Origin of the sequence: Hymenobacter duratus, assembly GCF_014698995.1 — a bacterium.
Lineage (GTDB): Bacteria > Bacteroidota > Bacteroidia > Cytophagales > Hymenobacteraceae > Hymenobacter > Hymenobacter duratus.
In genome coordinates this window covers 1,256,118-1,276,426 of record NZ_JACWZZ010000002.1, presented here as the reverse complement: position 1 = coordinate 1,276,426, position 20,309 = coordinate 1,256,118, and the positions used below count along the sequence as shown (strand labels likewise).

General features: G+C 58.4%; 18 protein-coding genes. 15 read left to right on the top strand and 3 right to left on the bottom strand.

The genetic code is table 11. The annotated features are described in order from the left end of the window. Nucleotides 1-36: 36 nt before the first annotated feature. Together IC231_RS13500 and IC231_RS13495 are read right to left on the bottom strand one after the other, a co-directional pair. Nucleotides 37-774, bottom strand: coding sequence for a CDP-alcohol phosphatidyltransferase family protein (locus IC231_RS13500; RefSeq protein WP_190784989.1), 738 nt, complete (start codon nt 772-774; stop codon nt 37-39). Nucleotides 775-846: 72 nt separating this feature from the next. After that, on the bottom strand, nt 847-1,482 hold the full coding sequence (locus tag IC231_RS13495; RefSeq protein WP_190784988.1) for an MBL fold metallo-hydrolase: 636 nt from the start codon (nt 1,480-1,482) through the stop codon (nt 847-849). Nucleotides 1,483-1,647: 165 nt separating this feature from the next. Between IC231_RS13495 and IC231_RS13490 the strand changes: the two genes are divergently transcribed. The 8 genes from IC231_RS13490 to ccsA all read left to right on the top strand — a co-directional run bounded on the left by IC231_RS13490 (nt 1,648) and on the right by ccsA (nt 12,798). Then, nucleotides 1,648-2,745, top strand: a complete 1,098-nt coding sequence (locus IC231_RS13490; RefSeq protein ID WP_190784987.1) for an NAD(P)/FAD-dependent oxidoreductase — start codon at nt 1,648-1,650, stop codon at nt 2,743-2,745. A 50-nt stretch (nt 2,746-2,795) separates the two neighbouring features. Then, nucleotides 2,796-6,086, top strand: a complete 3,291-nt coding sequence (locus IC231_RS13485; protein WP_190784986.1) for a PD40 domain-containing protein — start codon at nt 2,796-2,798, stop codon at nt 6,084-6,086. Nucleotides 6,087-6,213: 127 nt separating this feature from the next. Then, the gene (locus IC231_RS13480) at nt 6,214-7,734 is read left to right on the top strand and encodes a T9SS type A sorting domain-containing protein (RefSeq protein WP_190784985.1); all 1,521 of its coding nucleotides are present in this window, start codon (nt 6,214-6,216) and stop codon (nt 7,732-7,734) included. Nucleotides 7,735-7,890: 156 nt separating this feature from the next. Then, nucleotides 7,891-8,532 carry a heme exporter protein CcmB gene (locus tag IC231_RS13475; protein ID WP_190784984.1) on the top strand — a complete coding sequence of 214 codons (642 nt, stop codon included), beginning with the start codon at nt 7,891-7,893 and terminating at the stop codon, nt 8,530-8,532. Nucleotides 8,533-8,627: 95 nt separating this feature from the next. Beyond that, a complete protein-coding gene (locus IC231_RS13470) occupies nt 8,628-9,299 on the top strand; it encodes a cytochrome c biogenesis protein (RefSeq protein ID WP_190784983.1) in 672 nt (223 codons plus the stop codon). Then, nucleotides 9,280-9,525: a CcmD family protein gene (locus IC231_RS13465; RefSeq protein WP_211539051.1), complete on the top strand. Its 246-nt coding sequence runs from the start codon at nt 9,280-9,282 to the stop codon at nt 9,523-9,525. Before IC231_RS13470 ends, IC231_RS13465 begins: the two co-directional genes overlap by 20 nt. 123 nt (nt 9,526-9,648) lie before the next feature. After that, a complete protein-coding gene (locus IC231_RS13460) occupies nt 9,649-10,077 on the top strand; it encodes a cytochrome c maturation protein CcmE domain-containing protein (protein ID WP_190784982.1) in 429 nt (142 codons plus the stop codon). Nucleotides 10,078-10,203: 126 nt separating this feature from the next. Beyond that, the gene (gene ccsA / locus IC231_RS13455) at nt 10,204-12,798 is read left to right on the top strand and encodes a cytochrome c biogenesis protein CcsA (RefSeq protein ID WP_190784981.1); all 2,595 of its coding nucleotides are present in this window, start codon (nt 10,204-10,206) and stop codon (nt 12,796-12,798) included. A 370-nt stretch (nt 12,799-13,168) separates the two neighbouring features. Here ccsA and IC231_RS13450 read toward each other — a convergent pair whose 3' ends face one another. After that, complete coding sequence (locus tag IC231_RS13450; RefSeq protein ID WP_190784980.1) at nt 13,169-15,052, bottom strand: T9SS type A sorting domain-containing protein; 1,884 nt, start codon at nt 15,050-15,052, stop codon at nt 13,169-13,171. Nucleotides 15,053-15,243: 191 nt separating this feature from the next. On the opposite strand from IC231_RS13450, the gene IC231_RS13445 reads away from it, so the two are divergent. From IC231_RS13445 to IC231_RS13415, 7 genes are all read left to right on the top strand, one after another. Next, nucleotides 15,244-16,080: a Rossmann-like and DUF2520 domain-containing protein gene (locus IC231_RS13445; RefSeq protein ID WP_190784979.1), complete on the top strand. Its 837-nt coding sequence runs from the start codon at nt 15,244-15,246 to the stop codon at nt 16,078-16,080. A gap of 61 nt (nt 16,081-16,141) precedes the next feature. Then, nucleotides 16,142-16,474 carry a 2Fe-2S iron-sulfur cluster-binding protein gene (locus IC231_RS13440; RefSeq protein ID WP_185887698.1) on the top strand — a complete coding sequence of 111 codons (333 nt, stop codon included), beginning with the start codon at nt 16,142-16,144 and terminating at the stop codon, nt 16,472-16,474. 118 nt (nt 16,475-16,592) lie between these two features. Beyond that, nucleotides 16,593-16,832, top strand: a complete 240-nt coding sequence (gene iscX / locus IC231_RS13435) for a Fe-S cluster assembly protein IscX (RefSeq protein ID WP_190784978.1) — start codon at nt 16,593-16,595, stop codon at nt 16,830-16,832. Between the two features lie 131 nt (nt 16,833-16,963). After that, entirely contained in the window at nt 16,964-17,467 is a 504-nt protein-coding gene (locus IC231_RS13430; RefSeq protein ID WP_190784977.1) for a KdsC family phosphatase, read from the top strand. A gap of 124 nt (nt 17,468-17,591) precedes the next feature. Then, nucleotides 17,592-17,786, top strand: a complete 195-nt coding sequence (locus IC231_RS13425; protein WP_073284930.1) for a cold-shock protein — start codon at nt 17,592-17,594, stop codon at nt 17,784-17,786. Between the two features lie 157 nt (nt 17,787-17,943). Next, nucleotides 17,944-18,876, top strand: coding sequence for a geranylgeranylglycerol-phosphate geranylgeranyltransferase (locus IC231_RS13420; RefSeq protein ID WP_190784976.1), 933 nt, complete (start codon nt 17,944-17,946; stop codon nt 18,874-18,876). A gap of 101 nt (nt 18,877-18,977) precedes the next feature. Then, nucleotides 18,978-20,192, top strand: a complete 1,215-nt coding sequence (locus tag IC231_RS13415; RefSeq protein ID WP_190784975.1) for a BamA/TamA family outer membrane protein — start codon at nt 18,978-18,980, stop codon at nt 20,190-20,192. Nucleotides 20,193-20,309: the final 117 nt, after the last annotated feature.

Genomic DNA, 20,309 nt, shown 5'->3' with positions numbered 1-20,309 from the left:
TGTGTATGCAAATATTGTAATGCAGTACCACAAAAATCATCCCACAGATGGCCGCAGCACCGACAGCAGCACATACAGCAAAACGATGAGCGGAATGGCGGCTGCCTGCAAGCCTGCCAGCAGAGCCACTGACAGTAACAGAAACACGAAGCGCACCGAATTGTCTTGCCAGCGCAGATTTTTGAACTTGAGCGCAAAAAGCGGGATTTCCGCTACCAGCAGCCCCGACAGCAGCCCCGACAAGCCCAGCAGTAGCCAGGGATTGAGAATAATGCCTGAAACACCGAAAGAGTCGTGGGCCAGGATGAGCGGCAGCGAGGCTACCAGCAGCGTGCAGGCCGGGGTAGGCAGCCCGATAAACGAATCGGACTGGCGGGTGTCGTTGTTGAACTTGGCCAGCCGCAGTGCCGAGAAAATGCTCACCACGAAGGCCAGGTAGGCTAGAACAGTGGGCAGGCCGGCTGCTGGCAGTACCTGCTGGAGCAGCTTGAACAGAATAGCGCCCGGCACCACGCCAAACGACACCATATCGGCCAGCGAGTCGAGGTCTTTGCCAATCGGTGACGATACGTGCAGCGCCCGCGCCACCAATCCATCGAAGAAATCGGCCACGGCGGCAATGCCAATGAGGTAGGCTGCCTGTACCAGCGGCTGCCAGTTACCCGAGGAAGCGGCCAGGGCTGAAGCCGAATCGTAGGCCAGAATGATGCTCAGCGACACGCAGCCACACAGCAGGTTGAGGCAGGTCAGCGCGTTAGGAAGGTGTTTTTTCACCGATTAAAAACTTGAAGGCTTCAGATTTTGCGCAACCAACAAAGGAGCAGCGCAGGCAAGAATGCCGGAAATCTAGTTCAGGAATGGATTGGAGCGGCGCTCTGCCCCGATGGTAGTGGCCGGGCCGTGGCCAGCATATACCGTCACGTCGTCGGGAAGGGTGAGGAGCTGCGTTTTGATGCTGCTGATGAGCGTGGCGTAGTCGCCGCCGGGCAGGTCGGTGCGGCCGATGCTCCCCTGAAACAGCACGTCGCCCCCGATGACGGTTTTGGTGGGAGCGTGGTAAAACACCACATGGCCGGGGGCGTGGCCCGGCGCAAAACGCACTTCCAACTCTGTTTCACCGAAGCGCACCGGCGCACCCGGTGTCAGGAATCCGGTTGGCTCGGCAGGAGCGTAGTGCGGGAAACCATAGCTGGGCGCGTATGTGGGTACGGCCCGCAACGTGGCCAGGTCGGCCTCATGAATCAGAAAAGGTACTTTATAAGTATTGATAATAAACTGGTTGCCGAACACATGGTCGATGTGGCAGTGCGTATTCAGTAGAAGCACCACTTCTAGCTTATTAGCCGCAATAAATTCCTGCAGGGCCTGCTGCTCAGCCCGGTCGTAGCAGCCGGGGTCTACCACCACGCATTGGCCCGTGGCATCGTGTAGCAGGTAGGTGTTTTCAGAAAATGCGTTGAACGTGAAACCAGAAACGGTCATGCGAAGAGAAAAAAAGACAAACCGGCCGTAGCCGAAGGGAACCGGGTGGTAAGTTACGAGTCTTATTGTTGTTGATTGAAAGCCCGCTGCCACCATTTCCGGCATTTTCGGGTCCTTTCCTCTCCGGAGTGTTGTTGCCGCTTTCCGCTTACCTTGCCAGCCATCATGCAAGAATACGACTACCTGATTCTGGGCCACGGCATCGCCGGCGCCACGCTGGCCTGGGAACTGCGCCGGCGCGGCCGTAATGTGCTGGTCCTAGATGCACCCAATCCCGACTCGGCTTCCAATGTAGCTGCCGGCCTGATGAACCCAGTGGCGGGCAAGCGGTTCGCGCTGGCCTGGCGTGCTGATGAGCTGCTGACAGCAGCCAGCCAGCTGTACGGCGAGATGGAGGCGCATTTTGGGGAGCAGTTTTTTGTACAGCTCCCTATCTGGAAGCTGTTTTCGTCGGTGGCGGAGCAGAACACGATGCTGGCCCGCAGCGCCGACAAGCCCTGGCAGGACTTTGTGGAAAATGCGGGTGCTGAACTGCCAACGCCATCCGGCATACTAAATGAGTTCGGTGGCTTGTGCATCCGGCGCGGCGGCTATGTGCGGCTGCGTGAGTTGCTGGCGGCCCTGGCAGCAGAAAGCCTCGAGAATGGGCTACTGCAACACGAAACTTTTGACTGGCAGCAACTCGTTACCGGCCCGACGGGAGTTACGTATGCAGGACGTGTGCGCGCACGGCAGCTGGTTTGCTGTGAAGGTGCCGCCGCTACGCAAAATCCGTTTTTTCACTGGTTACCCCTGACGCCCAACCAAGGCGAAGTGCTGGATGTTGAGTGTCCGGGTCTGTCGCAGGCCCAGGTGCTCAACAAAGGAGCGTATGTGGTGCCGCTCAGTGAAGGGCAGTTCAGGGTGGGGGCCACCTACCGCTGGCCGCCGTTTGCAGCCGGTACTACGCCCGAGGCCTGCACGGAGCTGAGCCAGCGCCTGGCCGCCACTACCAGCCTGCCCTTTACGGTGCGCGCCCAGCGTGCCGGAGTGCGGCCGGCCGTGCGCGACCGGAAACCGCTGCTGGGGCGGCATCCGGAAGTGCCGGTAGTGAGTATATTCAACGGCTTCGGCTCGAAGGGCGTGATGCTGGCTCCCCGGCTGGCCGCCCTGCTCGCCGACCACCTCGAACACCCGGAGGCTGCGTTGTGGCCCGAGGTCAATATTAAACGCTACCAGGCGTTGTATCAGGCGGCCCCGTCGGCTGTCGGTTTTCCATCCTGAACACGACGACCCGACACCAGGCGGGCCGCCTTTGGCTTACTGATTTTGCTATGAAGCACGTATCCTTTTTTCGGTGGTCAGCAGCGCAAAGCCGTCCGGTGCTGGGCGCTGCGCTGTCTGTGCTGCTGCTGGCTGGCAGCGCGGCGCAGGCCCAGACATCACAGGAGTCGTTCGGGCGGGTCCGCATCCAGTACAAGAAATTCGACTGGCAGCTGCTCAGCACCCAGAACTTCAACATCTACTACTATGGTGGCGGCGACGTAGCCGCCCGGCGCGCCGCCGAGTACGTGGAAAAGGAGTTGCAGCGCATTACGGCGCTGGTCGGCTACTATCCCTACTCCAAAACCACGGTGATGCTCTACAATTCCGTGGGCGACCTGCGGCAGAGCAACATCGGGCTGGACCAGGACAAGTACCAGACCGGGGGCGAAACGGACCTGCTACGCATGAGCAAGGTACAGATTGCCTTCCAAGGCGAGCAGACAGAGTTTAAGCGTGACCTGAGCTACCAGGTAACGCGCGTGCTGCTCAACGACATGATGTATGGTGGCTCGCTGAAGGAAGTCATCCAGAGCACCTACCTGCTGCAGCTGCCCGACTGGTTTGTGGGCGGGGCCTCGGCGTATGCCGCCGAAGGCTGGAGCGTGAAAATGGACGACTACATGCGCGACATGACCCAGGAATATGATGGCAACCGCACGGCGCCGTTCTTCCTGCGCAACCCGCAGCTGGCCGGCCAAAGCCTCTGGAACTATGTGGCGGAGCGCTACGGCTATACCACTATCCAGAACATTCTGAACCTGACGCGCATCACCCGCGACGTGGAAGTGGGCATCAGCTCTTCGCTGAATGTACCCTACAAGGTATTTCTGCGCGACTGGGTAGCGTATTATCGGCAGCTGAACGCCCAGCCCCTGACGCCGCTGGCCGAAGTGGACGACGCCAAGGCGCTTACCGGCAACAACCGCAAAAACATTCTCTACTCACAACCAGTCCTGAGCCCCAACGGGCAGCAGCTGGCCTACGTGAGCAACGACCGGGGCCGCTACCAGGTACTGGTAGCCAACCGCGACGGGTCGGGCCGGCGCACCATTCACCGGGGCGGCTACAAAACACCGGGCCAGCAGGTAGAAAACCGGCTGCCGGTGCTGGCGTGGCGCGGCAATGGCCAGGTAGCCGTGGCGGAAATGGAGAAAGGCCTGATGAGCCTGCGGGTACGCCCCGCCGACGGGGGCGCCGCCGGCCTGTTTGCCCGGCTGGGAGAAACGCTGCCCTTCGGCCGCGACAAAGCCTCTACCATTTTCGAGCCTTTCCAGCAGATTCTGGACCTGAGCTACTCGCCCGATGGCAAGTCGCTGGTGTTTAGCGGTGTGGCAAACGGGCAGGGCGACCTGTACGTGCTGCGCGCTGGCAGCCGACGCCCCGAAAAGCTCACCAACGACGTTTTCGACGACATTCAGCCTTCTTTCCTGCCGGGAGGAAACGCCGTGGTGTTCAGCTCCAACCGCTGGCTCGACTCGGCGGGTACTGCGCGCGGTAGCTTTGGAGGCGTGGTGAACAACTACGACCTGTTCCTGTACCACCTCGACGGACGTGCCCAGCCGGTGGAACTACTGGTAAGCACTATTTCCAACGAAGGCCGTCCACGCGCAATTTCCGACGATGAAATTGTATATCTGGGTGAGGAAAGCGGCATCCGAAGTGTATACCGCTATTCGTTGCGTACCAAGCAGCGCACGGCCGTAAGCAGCTTCCGCGCCAGCCTGAAGGATTTCGACTACAACGCCACTACCAATACGCTGGGCTTTGTGGCGGCCAACCGGGCCCGCGACTTTGTATACCTGTATCCGGGCTATGTGCTGCCCGAAAACCTGGTGCTGTCTAAAACAGCGCGCCAGGAGACGCTGGAGGACCGCTCCAAACCGGCCGCAGCCAAGGCCGCACCCATTGCTCCGCCAGTAACGCCTGCGCCTGCGCAAACCACCTCGGAAACTCAGATTCAGCAGGTGGAACGCCCGGCTCAAACGGCCAACACGCCCATCAATACCAGTGACTACCAATTTGACGAGGATCTGCCCGCCGACCGGGCCGCTACCAACCGCCGGAACCGTACCACACCGGTAGTAGCCGCCCCGGCAGCTTCGGCGCCACTGGCAGCTGCCAACCAGGCGCCCGCCGGCCCCTTCCGCTACGACACGCGCTTCAGCATTGACAATGTGGTGTCGTCGCTGTACTCCGACCCCTTGCTGGGCCTGGGCCTGATTGGGCAGGTAAACATGTCGGATCTGTTTGAGGACCACCGCTTCCGGGGAGGTATTTTCGCGCTGACTGACCTGCGCACCAGCAACATATTTGCGGAGTACACCAACCTCAAGCACCGCTACGACTGGAGCATCCGCTACGATAAGCAGGCGTACTTCTTCGATATCCGCGGAGCGGGCCGCCTGCGCTTTGCCCGGCACGAAATTGCGCCGACTGTTGCCTATCCGCTCACGCATAACCTGAGTGTGCGTGGCGGCCCGCGCTTCGTCACGGTGTCGCGTAATGTATTTGATGAGCTTTCCGGTACCCTCGATATTGACCGCCAGTACCTGGGAGCTAATGGGGAACTGGTGTTCGACAACGCCGTGACGACGGGCGTGAACATGTTGGAAGGCACCCGGATGAAAATCGGCCTGTTGCAGCTGAACAGCCTGAAGGAAGGCAATCAGGATTTTGGCAAAATCTACATCGATCTGCGCCACTATCAGAAGATTCACCGCCAGATTATCTGGGCCAACCGCGCCAGCTACGGGCAGTTTATCGGCAAGCAAAAGCAGTTTTTCCGCCTGGGCGGCATGGACAACTGGATAGGCAACGACTATGAAGACTCTCAGCTGCTATCCTCCACTACCCCTTTCGCCGACCCAACCGAAATATTCTACCAGCAGTTTGTGACCAACCTGCGGGGCTTCAATTACAGCAAGCGGGTAGGGCCGCGTTATGTGCTCTTCAACTCCGAGCTGCGGGTGCCCATTGTGCAGTACCTATCAAATAAGCCTATCTACTCGGGCTTCTTCCGGAACCTGCAGCTCACGGCCTTCGGCGACGCCGGCTCCGCTTACTCCGGCAACAACCCATTTAACGAGAATAACTCGTTCAACACGAAGGTGGTAGGAGGCAGTGGAAACGCATTTTCCGCTACTGTTATCAACTTCCGCAACCCGCTGCTGATTGGCTACGGCTTTGGCGTCCGGAGCACCCTGCTGGGATTCTATGGCAAAGCAGATGTGGCCTGGGGCCAGGAAGACTACGTGCAGAAAGGACCGAAATTCTACTTCACGCTGGGCTACGACTTCTAGCGCCGGCGCAAGAAAAACAGCGCGTTACGAGCATCACACGCCTAAGTAAAGAGCCATCCGGACAACCCGGATGGCTTTTTTACGTCGTTTAGAGCTACCTCCTTTCTTCACCTCACCTCTTGCTGCTATGAAAAAGACCTTACTCGTGTTGCTGATGACGTGGCTGGCTACGCCGGTGCTGCGTTCCGAAGCGCAGTACAGCACACCCGGCACCGGCCGGCGCTACACGCTCACGCAGCTGGCTGCCGCTTCGGGTGGCTACGTAACCCAGGCCGCCGGCATCTGGACCATCACCGACACGATTCGGCTGGCGCCGACCGATACGCTGAGCATCACCACCAACGAAACCGTTCGGGTAGCCGACCGCGCCCTGATGAGCGTGGATGGCGTATTGCGCATCACCCCGCCCGATTCGGTCGTGTTTACGGCCCAGAACGCGGCTACTCCCTGGATGGGTATGCAGCTAAGTGCTACCAGCGCCGGCTCGGTGCTGCGCCGGATGGTAGTGGAGCGCGGCGGCGGGGTGCGGGTAGTAGATGCTGCCGTTGAATTTTCGGACTGCACGTTCCGCAACAACCTCTCCACAGTAGGTGGCCGCCTGACCAACAGCGCCGGGCTGGCCCTGTCCGGCAACCGGGCCCTGGTGCAGCGCTGCCGCTTTGTGCGCAACGCCCGTGCGGGTATTAATTCGCCTTCCAACCGGCCTACGTCGCCCACCATCCAGGACTGCATATTCTGGCACAACGACACCGAAAATGGCAACTATCCGCAGGTGAACCTGGGCACCGGCGACCCGGCCCAGCCTATTCTGATTGAGCGGTGCCTGGTAGTAGGCAATCCAGCTACCAACATGGCGGGTGGCATCGGCGTCTCGAATTTGCTAGGCGGCAGCAACGTGACGCGGGCCATCATCCGGCGCAACACGGTGCGCAACAACCGCTACGGTATTGCCGTCATCGGCTCCAGCATTTCGAGCTTCGTGACGGGCAATATCGTGGAGAACAACAATACCAACCCCAACGCCCAGACCGGCGGCAGCGGCCTCAACTTCCAGGGCAACCAGACCCAGACCGGCGTCGTGAGCCGCAACATCGTGACGGGCAACCTCTGGGGCGTGACGCTCATTCGGACCGGGACGGTGGGCAGCCCGGCCATCAGCTTCGGCAACCCCGGCAGCACCGATACCACTGATGTCGGCCGCAACCGGTTCGTGAACAACGGCAACGGCGGCGTGGTGTACGATTTCTACAACAACGGCCCCGACGCCGTGAATGCCAAAAACAACGACTGGGGTTCCGCTTCGGCTACGGTTATCGAAACCCACATCTTCCATCAGCCCGACCAAGCGGCGCTGGGCCTCGTGACGTTCCAACCGTTTCTGCAGCCACTGGCTACTCGTGCTCCTGCGTTGCTGGCCGTGCAGGCGTATCCTAATCCGGCGCATACTGCCGTTACGTTCCGCGTTCCGGGTGCTGGTGCGGTAGAGGTGCAACTGCTGGATGCGCTGGGCCGCGCCGTAGCCAGCCGAAATATGGTGCCGGCTGCCGGGCAGGTGGCACTTGATGTCCGTTCTGTAGCGCCAGGCTTGTATGCATACCGCCTTACGCAGGGCCAGTCAGTAGCTACTGGCAAGCTGCTGGTAGAGTAGCCATACGCACTGTTCAGACGCAAAGCGCCACGGCCTGACAGGTCGTGGCGCTTTGTGTTTGGCGGAGGCCTGCTAATCCGGGAGTTGGGTTGTATCTTTGCGGTCCTGTTCACCAGCCCTGTTGCCGTGTTGCTCCTTTGTGAGATTTGGACATTGATGCTCAAAGACTTCCGCCTAGAATGGCGGCAGCGCGCGGCTCTCAACGGCATGCTGCTCTACGTGGGCAGCACGGTATTCGTGTGCTACCTGAGCTTTTCATTGCGCGGCGGCATCCCGCCCGCACCGGCCTGGAACGCGTTATTCTGGATCATACTGCTCTTCTCGGCGGTGAATGCCGTGGCCAAAGGGTTTTTGCAGGAAAGCCGCGGCCGGATGCTGTATTACTACACTCTGGTTCGGCCTCAGGCCGTGATTCTGGCCAAAATAGCCTACAACGCGCTGTTGCTGCTGGGCCTTGCACTGGCCGGGCTGGGCCTGTATCTGCTTATTCTGGGCAACCCCGTGCAGAATGTGCCGCTGTTTGTGGGCAATGTGGCGCTAGGGGCGCTGGGCTTTGCTTCCACGCTCACGCTGGTATCGGGTATTGCGGCCAAAGCCACCAACAGCAACACGCTGATGGCCGTGCTGGGCTTTCCGCTCATGATTCCGATGCTGCTGCTGCTTATCAAAGTCTCCAAGAATGCGCTGGATGGGCTAGAGTTTGAAGCCAGTCAAAGCTCCTTGCTCACGCTTGTAGCCCTCAACATGATTGTGGCGGCGGTATCGTACCTGTTGTTTCCTTTTCTGTGGCGAAGCTAATTGTTGGCTGTACTCATTCGGTTTTCAGTTTTCGACTTCCAAAACAGCCGTCGGCGGCCAACAAAGCCCTAACTCCTAAGTTGATACCCTAGCATATGAAGAAAAACTGGTGGAAGGCGCTGACGGTAGTACTGCTGCTCTATACAGGAGTAGCTGGGCTGCTGGTGCCAGTGCCGCGGCTGGCTATTCTCAACGAAACCATCCGCAACCTGTACTTCCATGTGCCGATGTGGTTTGGGATGACCTTCATCCTGATTGCCTCGGTGTATTACTCTATCCGCTACCTGCGCAACCCTACGCCGGAGCTGGATATTCAGTCCTATGAGTCGGCCCGAATCGGGATTCTGATGGGCGTGGTAGGGCTGGCGACGGGCAGCATCTGGGCCCGTTATACCTGGGGCACCTGGTGGACCAACGACCCCAAGCTCAACGGTGCGGCCATTGCTATGCTGATTTATGGGGCCTACCTGGTGTTGCGCTCCTCCTTCACCGATGAGCAGCAGCGGGCTCGCATTTCGGCCATCTACAACATCTTCGCTTTCGCCACGGCTATGCCGTTGTTCTATATTCTGCCGCGCCTCACCGATTCGTTGCATCCTGGCGCAGGCGGCAACCCGGCCTTCGCCAAATACGACCTTGATGATGCCATGCGGGCGGTATTCTATCCGGCCGTTATTGGCTGGACGCTACTGGCGTTCTGGCTGGCTCAGGTAGCCAGCCGCATTTCTCTGCTCAAACTCAAAGTGTATGAAAAACAGCTTGCCTAACCTCCGCCGGGCATTTCTGCTTCTGCTGGCGCTGGTGCTGCCCCTGCTGCACGCCGCCGCTCAATCTACCGCCGACGACTCGCCCGAAATGGCCGATGCCTTCCGGGCCGACGGCAAAATCTACGTGGTAGTGGCTGTCATTTCGGTGGTGCTGGCGGGGCTTTTGGCGCTGCTGGTTTCTTTGGATAAGAAGGTAAGCCGCCTAGAGCGGGAGCTGAAAGATTAGCGGCTTGGCCGCAGAAATTGAAGCTGATATAAATCATCCCCTTCTTCTCGCATTCTTCGGATTTTTCCGCGCGTTTCTGTTGTTCTGACTGCCCTGCCCACTAAGGCCACCTGTTGCACACCCATGAAAAAAGCACACATTCTTGCCATTGCTGTTATTGCGGTTGCCATTGGCATCATCATGAGCGCCGCCGGCGACGCCAGCGTGTACGTTTCCTTCAAGGAAGCCCGCGAGCGGGCTGCTGAAGGCAACCTTACCAAAGTGCACGTAGTGGGCCGTCTGCCCCGCGACGGGCAGAAAAACATCCTGGGCCTGGAGTATAACCCCGTACTCGACCCCAACTACTTTGCCTTCACGCTGGTTGATACCAACCGCATTGCCCAGCGCGTCATCTACTTCAATCCCAAGCCGCAGGATTTCGACAAATCGGAACAGGTGGTGATTACGGGAGCCATGCGCAAGGACATCTTCGTGGCCGACAAAATTCTGCTCAAGTGCCCTTCTAAATATGTAGAGAAGGACATCAAAGGGGCTACGGCGGCTGTGAACTAGAAGGGAATAGCGCGTCATGCTGAGCTTGCCGAAGCATCTCTCCCGCTGACGTCGCCAGAGTAATTGATTACCACTGCAGGCGAGATGCTTCGGCAAGCTCAGCATGACAGTTAGCACTTAAAAGAAATGCTCAACACTTTCATCGGCGACGCCGGGCACCTAAGCGTAATTGTGGCTTTCGTGGCGGCCACCGTGGCGGCGTATTCCTACTATATGGCCGCCCGCAACCAGCCTCTGGGCCAGGCGGATGCTGCGTGGCTGCGGCTGGGCCGCGGCGCGTTTCTGCTGCATGGCGTGGCGGTGCTGAGCGTCATTGTGTGTCTGTTCGGCATCATCCACGGGCACCGCTACGAGTACTACTATGCCTGGAGCCACTCCAGCAACCACCTGCCGGTGTACTACATGATTTCCTGCTTCTGGGAAGGGCAGGAGGGCAGCTTCTTGCTCTGGATTTTCTGGCATGTAGTGCTGGGTCTGGCCATCATGCGCTGGAACAAGCTTTGGGAAGCTCCGGTAATGGCCATTTTTGCCGGCGTACAGCTTTTCCTGACGTCCATGATTCTGGGCGTAGTATTCGGAGGCGTGAAAATCGGTTCGTCGCCGTTTATTCTGCTTCGCGACTTCCTCGTGGATCTGCCGGTGTTCAAGATGAACCCCGATTTCGTGCCTACGGATGGCACGGGCCTGAACGCACTGCTCCAGAACTACTGGATGGTGATTCACCCGCCCACGCTGTTCCTGGGTTTTGCCCTCACGCTGGTGCCGTTTGCGTTTGCCATTGCTGGCCTCTGGAAAGGCGAGTTCAGCAAGTGGGTGAAGCCCGCGCTGCGCTGGAGCCTGTGGGGCGGTCTGGTGCTGGGAGTAGGCATCATGATGGGCGCTTACTGGGCCTATGAAACGCTGAACTTCGGCGGCTACTGGAACTGGGACCCGGTAGAAAATGCCGTGTACATTCCGTGGCTGGTGCTGGTGGCCGGTATCCATGCGCTGGTGCTGTGGCAGCAGCGCCGTACGGCGCTGCGTACTGGGTTTGTGCTGGTAATCACCACTTTTCTGCTGATTCTCTACGCTACCTTCCTGACCCGTTCTGGCGTGCTGGGTAATGCTTCCGTGCACTCCTTCACCGACCTGGGTCTATCCGGGCAGCTCATGATTTACCTTGGCGCTTTCGTGGTGCTGGCCATTGCTCTGCTCGTATACCGCTGGAAATCTATTCCGATATCAGAGAAGGAGCTGACCACCTACAATCCTGAGTTGTGGGTGTTTGTGGGTGCTACGGTGCTGTGCCTGGGCGCTTTCCAGGTGCTCGTGACGACCAGCATTCCGGTCTACAATGCGTTTCTGGGCTTCATCGGCATCAAATCCAACATGGCCCTGCCCGCCGACCAGATTGCGCACTTCACCAAAATCCAGCTCTGGATGGGCGTGGGCGTTGCGCTGCTGTCGGGCTTGGCCCAGCTGATGTGGTGGCAGCGCAACGACAAGTCTACGCTGACCAATGCGCTGGGCACGCCTACCGTGCTGACGCTGCTGGGCGCGGCGCTGGTTATTCTGCTCCTCCGCTACAACGACCTCGAAATTCAGCCTACTTACATTGTGCTGCTGACAGCGGCGCTGTTCGGCGTACTGGCGAACATCAGTACCATTTCGCAACTGATTCTGCGCCGCGTGAAGCTGTCGGGTGGCGCGGTGGCGCACTTGGGTATTGCGCTGATGCTGCTGGGTATCCTGGGCTCGGCCGGCTACTCCAACATTATTTCTAAGAACGTATCGGGCCTGGTGTACTCGAAAGAGTTTCCGGAAGACCTGAACCGCGACAACGTGCTGCTGTGGCGCAACGACGCGACGCCCATGGGCCAGTACGATGTGAGCTATACCGGCCAGTATTTTGATGTGCCCGGCGTGCCCGGCTACGTCAACAAGGACCTGCTCTTCCGCACGGCCGATGAGTACAAGGCGCTGGCCCGGGCCGAAATCAAGCGCGAAGAAAAGGTGTACTACAAAGCCGGCGACACTGTCGAAATTCTGCCCGAAAACACCTATTACCGCGTCGAGTACAAGGACCGTGAAACCGGCAACGCCTTCACTCTGTACCCACGGGCGCAGGTAAACGAGGAAATGGGTGGCCTGCTGGCTTCACCCGACATCAAGAAATTCCTCGACCACGACATCTATTCTCACATCAGCTCCGTGCCTGACCCCACTAAGGAGAAAGACTGGAGTGAGGTGAAGGAAAGCCAACTGTCGGTTGGGGATACCATTTTTCTCAATGATTATTTTGCCGTGTTCCGGGGCGTGGAGCCTGCTAAGGAAACCGCCGGCCTCGGCCTTGCCAAAGGTGACCTGGCTATTCAGGCGGATATGCTGGTATTCGGGGAGAAGAAGCAGTACCATGTGCATCCCGTGTTTGTAGTGCGCAACAAGATGATAGGTCGCGTCCCCGACGAAATCGAAGACCTTGGCCTGCGCATCTCGCTCAACTCCGTAGATCCAACGGTCGGCAAGTTTACGTTCGGCATCAGCACCACGCAGAAGGATTATATCATCCTGAAAGCCGTGGAGAAGCCCTTTATCAATTTGCTCTGGAGTGGCACGCTGCTGATGGCGGTTGGCTTCGGGCTGGCCCTGCGCAAAGGCAGCCGCAAAGAAGCTGCTGTGCCGGCTGCTGCGCCGCAGCGTAGCCGTACTGCCACCCAAGTACACCCCGAGCCGGTAGCATAATCACTGCTTCCTTACGAACGAGTGATAGTAAAAAAGCCTATTTCTGCTAGCAGAAATAGGCTTTTTTACTAGGCTTGCTTTCCCGATAGTGCCGCTGCCTGTAGGCGCATACAACAGATATACGGATCTTCTTTGAAGCAGAACTAGCAGTACTGGCGCAACAGTTTGTATAGTGCCCTGACGACGCGTAGTTCCCTTACCTGCTGGTTATCCAGTGAGTTTCACGGTGGTTTGAAATGATAATAAGGGACTACCAACGTAAGCCGGCTACCATGTGCTGATAGCAAAACAGAAGCCCACCCAACGAACTGTAGCACGAAAAAAGGGCAGCCACACTGGCTGCCCTTTTTTTGTTGCGAAGTAAGAAAACTTACTTGGCGATGGTGAGCTGACGGGTCGTGAAGTCCGAGCCGGTCTGCACCTTCAGCAGGTACACACCGTTGGCCAGGCTCGAGAGGTTGAGCTGGTTCTCGAAGTTATCCTTCAGCGAAGCCGTGTGTACGGTCTGGCCCAGCATGTTCATTACGCTTACCTGCAGGTTGTTCTTGGCGTTGGCACCGCGCACGTCCAGCGTTACCATACCCGTAGAAGGGTTCGGGAACATCGAAACGGCTTTGTTCAGTGCCGAAGAAGTACCCAGGATACCGGCAATGCTCAGATTGTCGATTGCCAGGAAGAACTGGTCAGCGGGGCTGTTGACATGGAAGCCAATGTAGTAGTTGCCCGTGGTAGCAGGGGTAATGTTAGCTACAGCCGGAGTGCTGGTTTCGTTGGCCGTGGTGAAGGCAGTAGTAGCAATGGCTCGGTTCGTCCACAGGGTAGTGGTCTGGCCGGCTACCGTAGCCGCGTTGCCGTACTTCACTTCCATGCTCTCAGGGAAGTTAGCGCCTGAGTTGCGGTATTGGAAGGACAGCTTGTAGGTACCACCCTGACGCAGGAACAGCGCTGGCGTGAAGAACCAGTCGTTTGCAGCAGTGGTAGCATCCTCATTGTAATAATAGGTCATGGCGTTAGGCGACGACGCGGAAATTACAATCGGGCCGGTAGCACCCGGAACGGTAGCGCGGTTGCGCCATGTAACGGAGTCACCGTTGGTATTAGCAACCGTGAAGCCGCAAGGCAGCGTGCCGGTAGGTACACCATCAAAGTTCTCGGTGTACGGGAACGTATTGATGATAGGAGCCGTGCAAGTCGTCGAGAAAGTGAACGGACCAGCTAACGAGCTTTGGTCAGTCGCACCGCAGTTAGCACGGATGTAAAGCTGGTAAGAGGTTGAAGCCGTCAGACCAGTGAATGTGTAGGGCGAAGATGGGGTAGTAACGGTCGTGCCGGCCGAAGCAGGGTTAAAACCAGGCGCGCCGTAAATAATCGTGTAACCAGTACCGTTGGTAGGAGCCGTAAAGTTGACAGTCGTACCGGTCGTAGTCGTGTTGGTGAAGGTTACGCCAGTAGGTGCTAGGCAAGTAGGCGACGTGAAGCGGTACGTGCGGCCAGCATCAGGCAGGAACGTGTTCCGCACGAAGTGGGAGGGAATCAGTCCGCCCGACTCTTGCGCAAATACAGTTGTCGTCCAAGCTGTGGCGCTCGATGCCTTCTGGGCAAACAGACGGTCGGCGAAAGCCGAGCTGGAACCTTTCAGACCTACCAGGAAGCCCAGGCCAATTGGCGTGGCCGTGCCGGCCGTCCAAGCACCGTATACAAACTCAATTGTATTGCTGGTTTCGTAGAGCTTAATCTGGAACTGCATGGTTGCGAACTGCGAAGCACCCGCTACCGGCTTATCAGCTACGTTCTCAAACTGAATGGTGCAAACCCGGCTACCAGCGGTGCCGCTTGTAAACACACGGTATTCCGTAGGCGAAGTAGTTTGGTTAGCTGCGCCAACCAGGTCAATGCCGCCGGCTGGGGCCACAATGTTCAGGTCGGTGGCTGCTACGTAGTTCGTAACAGTCGGGTCAGAAACAGGCGTGTTACCCAGCTTGATGAGGCCGTTGGTATTCAGCGTGAATTCCGTGAAGGCCGTCCCGTTGAAGGTAAAGCTGAAGCCGATGGGAGTAGCCGCCGAGTTGGCTGCATCCGTGTTAGCCGTGGTGATAACCGAGCCACTGGTACCGAGGTCGGTGTACGTGCCGGCCAGGTTTCGGGCGTTGGCCGCCGTGTAGTTAAGGGCCTGAGCGAAGGCACCTGTAGAGCCAAGGCCCAGCAGGGCCGTCAGCGCCAGCTTACGCCAGGGGGCAGTGTAAGAATTTTTCATCGGAAAGGGTAAAGTTGTTGAAAATGAATGGAGTTTATGGGTGGAAAATGGCAAATATTCGGCCCCTGCAATGTTTTGACGGGGTTTTACCGGACACAAGTTGTTCAATTTCTCTGAGAACTGCCCGCAACATGGCGTCAAAACTAGTTGTGGCCGGTTACTTTGCTGCTTCTGATTTCTGAGTTCTGCCAATGACACCGTCCCTTACCTCTTCGTTGCGCGTGGTTCTGCTGGGAGCCGGTCGGGTTGCCAGTCAGCTTGGGCCAGCCTTGGTTCAGGCCGGGCACCAAGTGGTGCATATCTGGAGCCGCACTATGGCATCGGCTGAAGCGCTGGCTGCCCTGCTGCCCGGCGCGCAAGTGCTGTCTTCCCTCGATATGGCCAGCCTGCCCGCGGCTGATGTCTACCTGCTGGCCGTGCCCGACGCTGCCATTCCGGTTTTGCTTGCGCAGGCACACTTTCCGGCCAATGCCTTGGTCGCGCATACTTCCGGTACGGTTCCTTTGAGCGTGTTTTCGGGTTGCCCGGAAGTGCGTGGGGGTGTATTCTACCCGTTGCAGACATTCAGCCAGGGGCGGGACGTAGACTGGCAGACGGTGCCACTATGTATAGAAGCCACCGAACCGGCCGCAGAGGCGCTTCTGCTGGCCCTGGGCGCTACCCTGAGCCGCAGCGTGCAGCGAGTCGGCACGCCCCAGCGTCAGTCCATTCATATAGCGGCCGTATTTGCCTGCAACTTCACCAATCATCTACTCGGTATCAGCCACGCGCTGCTGCAGCAGCAGGCGCTGCCACTGGCGCTACTGGGACCACTGCTGCAGGAAACCGTAGAAAAAGCCCTGGCCTATCCCCCTTTCGCGGTGCAGACCGGCCCGGCCGCCCGCCACGATACGCCTACTCTCAACCGGCACCGGGCCGCGCTGGCCGGGCATACACAGTGGTTGGAAATATATAATCTTCTGACTGACAGTATTCAGCAGCAGCACGAAGGGTTGCCTGCAAACAACCAAGGCCCCGTGAAGCTTTGAATCGGCAGCGGGGGTGCGTACCTTCGTGGCTTCATTTTTACCTCCGCTGAGGATTTTTTGCGTGAAAGCTGTCAATATTACCTTCCAGTTCCAGGACGGCCAGCCCGACCAGACGCACGTAGCCGCCGAAGGGGAATCGGTGCTGGACGTGGCCCTCAACAACGGTATTCAGCTTCAGCACAACTGTGGCGGCGTCTGCGGCTGCAGCACCTGCCACGTCTATGTGGTGCGGGGCGAAGACGGACTGCCTGAAATCAGCGACAAAGAAGAGGATTTCATTGACCGGGCCGTAAATCCGCGTATCAACTCACGGCTGGCTTGCCAGTGCGTAGTGCAGGGTGCCAGCGAAAATCTGGCTATTCTGGTTCCGCCGCAGGATTTCCTGGGCCACTAAAAAGTGCGAGTGTACTGTAGGCTTTGCGCTGTTTGATGCCATACATCAGCTAGCGCCAGGCCCCTGCACTAACAACCCGCTCGGCACAGACGTATATCAAACAAGCAGTAAGTACCCTATGAACCACTTCGAGCCCCCCATTCACTGGAACGACTATGAGGATGTAGCTATGGCCCTGTACGAGAAGTTCGGCGACGACTTCACGGAGGCCAAAATCTACCGTATCCGTTTCACCGAGCTGCTGGAGTGGGTGCTGGCCCTGCCGAACTTCTCCGGCACCCGCGACCAGGCCAACGAAGGCCATCTGGAGCAGATTCAGGCCAAATGGGTCTACGAGTGGCGCGACAACCAGAAATAGCCGCACATACCTTGCGTATGTAGCCTTACCGAAGGATCTGCCCGCTGCCCCGACTCGTATATGCATCGGGCAGGCACCGGGACAGGTCCTTTGCTGCATTGGTGCTCTGCTTCTACCATTCTCTCATTGCTATGAATTCTTCTCCCGCTACTCCCGACTTGTCAGGGATTAAGGCCTTTATATTCGACGTAGACGGTGTGCTGACCGATGGCACGCTGCTGGCCCTCAATTCTGGTGAGCAGGCCCGCGCTTTTCATATCCGCGACGGGTACGCTATCCGGCATGCCCTGCGGCACGGCTACCGCGTTGCCGTTATATCGGGCCGTGAGGAAGAGGGGGTACGCAAGCGCCTGGAGTCGCTGGACGTCCGCGACGTGTACCTGGGAGTTGACGACAAGATGAAAATCTTCAATAATTACGTCAACACCTACCGCCTCGACCCCGTGCATATTGCCTACATGGGCGACGACATGCCCGACCTGGAGGTAATGCGCCGCTGCGCCGTGGCTGCCTGCCCCGCCGATGCCGCCGACGATGTGCGCGCCATCAGCACCTACGTCTCGTCGCTGCCCGGCGGGCACGGTGCCGTACGCGAGTTGATTGAAGCCGTGATGAAGGTTCAGAAGACGTGGTAAACTCCGGCGAGCGTGGCCGTTAGGAGGCCTTATTTCGCTGTTACTGCTTGGTTTAGGCGAGGTTGCACTTTTCTGAATATCCTCTATATTTACCCACTCATCCATTCATCATTTTCTTTTTTTCATGAAAACAGGAACCGTAAAATTCTTTAATGAGGCGAAGGGCTACGGCTTCATTACAGATGATGTGACCAAAGAAGACTTCTTTGTTCACATTACCGGTCTTAACGGAGGACAGGTCCAGCAGAATGACCGTGTGGAATTTGAGACGCAGGAAGGCCGCAAGGGCGTAAATGCGGTAAACGTGAAGAAAGTGTAAGTTTCAACTTACCGGTTTTTTAGAACGAAGAAAGCCTCTCCCCCGTCGGAGGGGCTTTCTTTTTGGCACCTTTGCAGGTAGCACCGCCACGCAGACTCCGTTAGGGCAGGCGGTGGTGTTATGCTTTTGTTTCCATTTTGCCAGTCGTGCCCGCCTTATGTCGTCATCAGCCACCTCTTTTCCGGACGCTACGCCGCCGGAGCCGGCCGGCCCGCCGCACGAAGTAGGGCTGACGCCTATTGCCCGGCTGGTGCGGCTGCCCAACCTGCTGATCATGCTGCTGTGCCTGGTGCTGGTGCGCGCGGGCCTGCTGTTGCCCGGCAACCCGATGGCGGCGCTGGGGAGCGTCCGGTTTGGTATCCTGGCGCTGGCGGCGCTGTGTGTGGCCGCCGCCGGCTACATCATCAACGACTACTACGACGTAAAGATTGATGCCATCAACCGGCCGAAGCAACTGGTGGTCGGGCGGGTCGTGAACCGGCGCCGGGCCATGCTGGCGCACGTGCTGTTGTCGGGGGTAGGCGTTGGGATTAGTGGCCTGCTTTCGCCTTTGCTGGGCCTCGTGAACCTGGGGTCTGCGCTGCTGCTGTGGGGCTATTCGGTGCGGTTCAAGCGGGTGGCGCTGGTCGGCAACGTCAGCATTGCAACCCTCACGGCGGCGCTGGTACTGCTGCCCGAGCTGCAACTGCGCACCGGCGCCAGCAGCGTGTGGGTGTATGCGCTGGCCGCATTTCTGCTGACCGTGGTGCGGGAGATAGTAAAGGATGTGGAAGACATGCGCGGCGACGCGCAACACGACTGCCGTACGCTGCCGATTGTGTGGGGCGTGGCCCGCAGCAAGTGGGTAGCCGGTTTTTTTCTGGCGTGCCTGCTGTCTTTGGTTGTAGGAGCAGCCTGGCACTCGTTTGTGCACAGCAGATGGGTGCTGGGGGCCTGGCTGCTGGTGCTGGTGCTCGGGCCGCTGCTGTGGCTGGCACACCTGCTGCTGCGCGCCGACCGGCGGCGCCATTTTGCCGAGCTAAGTCGCTGGTGCAAAGGTATTATGCTGGCCGGCGTGCTCTCGATGCTGCTGGTAGCAGGAATAGGGTAAAACCGTAGCAGGCTCCGCTTCGTTATGGAGAATATTAGGGCTGCAGCTCGACTGTTTTCAGTAGGGCAGCTCTCGTCTTCCTCTTTCTTATAAAGCCTTTTATGCGCTTTCTCTACACGCCGCTGGCCCTGTGTTTGCTGGCCCGGCTTGGGTCTGCCCAGGTAGTCCCTACGCCCGATACTACCACTGCCGTAGTCACGGCGCCCGCACCCGGCCTCAGCGCCACCACTACCGATGGAAAGCCCAAAAAGTCCCGGTTTGCGCCCAGCGACAAGCCCAGTTTTATTCCGGTGCCTATCGTGTTCTACCAGCAGGAAACGGGTTTTGCAGCCGGCGCGGCTATTTTGCCGGTGTGGCGTTTCGGGCAGGATACCACGGTGCGCAAGTCCAATGCCCGCCTGATTGCCTGGTTCTCTCAGGAAAAGCAGACTACCATTCAGCTGACCCACAACATCTTCACGCCGGGCGAAAAGCTGTATTTCTCCGGTGAGCTGAGCTATTATGATCTGGCATTCAACTACTACGGCGTCGGCAACAACACCAGCAAAGACATTGAGTCGCATATTCAGTACCCGCTGTGGGTATTCGACGAGAAGGCACTGGCCCGGGTAGTGCCTAACCTGTTTGTGGGCCTGCGCTACCGCTTCACCAACCTCGGCGACGTGGAATTGAAGGACAATGATGGTAATACGGCTCCTTACTATTCCATCCCGGAAGACCAGCGGGGCGGCGGTATCAGCTCGGGTGTAGGCCCGGCGCTGCTTTATGACGGCCGCGACAATGTGCTGGCCACCTACCGCGGCAACTTCGTGGATGCCCACATGCTGTTCAACGGTTCCGGCCTCGGCAGCGACTACAAGTTTAACCGCTACCAGATAGACGCCCGCCACTTCAATCCGCTGTTCGGGACCAACAACACTATTCTGGCGCTGCAGTTTCTGGGGCAGTACCACTCTGGCAACGTGCCTTTCCGGGAGCTGGGCGGTATGGGGGCCACGCTGGGCGGCTCGCTCTACAATGGTGCCTACCTGATGCGCGGCATCTATGAAGCCCGCTACCGCGACCGGCAGTTCAGCACATTCCAGGCTGAAATCCGCCAGAAGCTTATCTGGCGCTTCGATATTGCCGCTTTCATGGGTGTTGGTCAGGTGGGCTACAACCTCTCTGACTACTCCTTCGATGGTACCAAATTCGCTGGTGGCCTGGGTGCCCGTTTCCGGTTCAACCGCCGCGACCGGCTCAATATCCGCCTTGATTATGGCGTAGGCTCGGGTGGCAACTCCGGTATCATCTTCGCTGTGGGTGAAGCATTCTAGCCCGCTTTTTCCAGTTAACATGTGCTGGCAGAAATGCCAGCAACTCGGAAGCACCACCCACCTTGGGTGGTGCTTTTGTATACTCAGCGGCCCCGGTGGCGGTGATAAAGCTCGTCT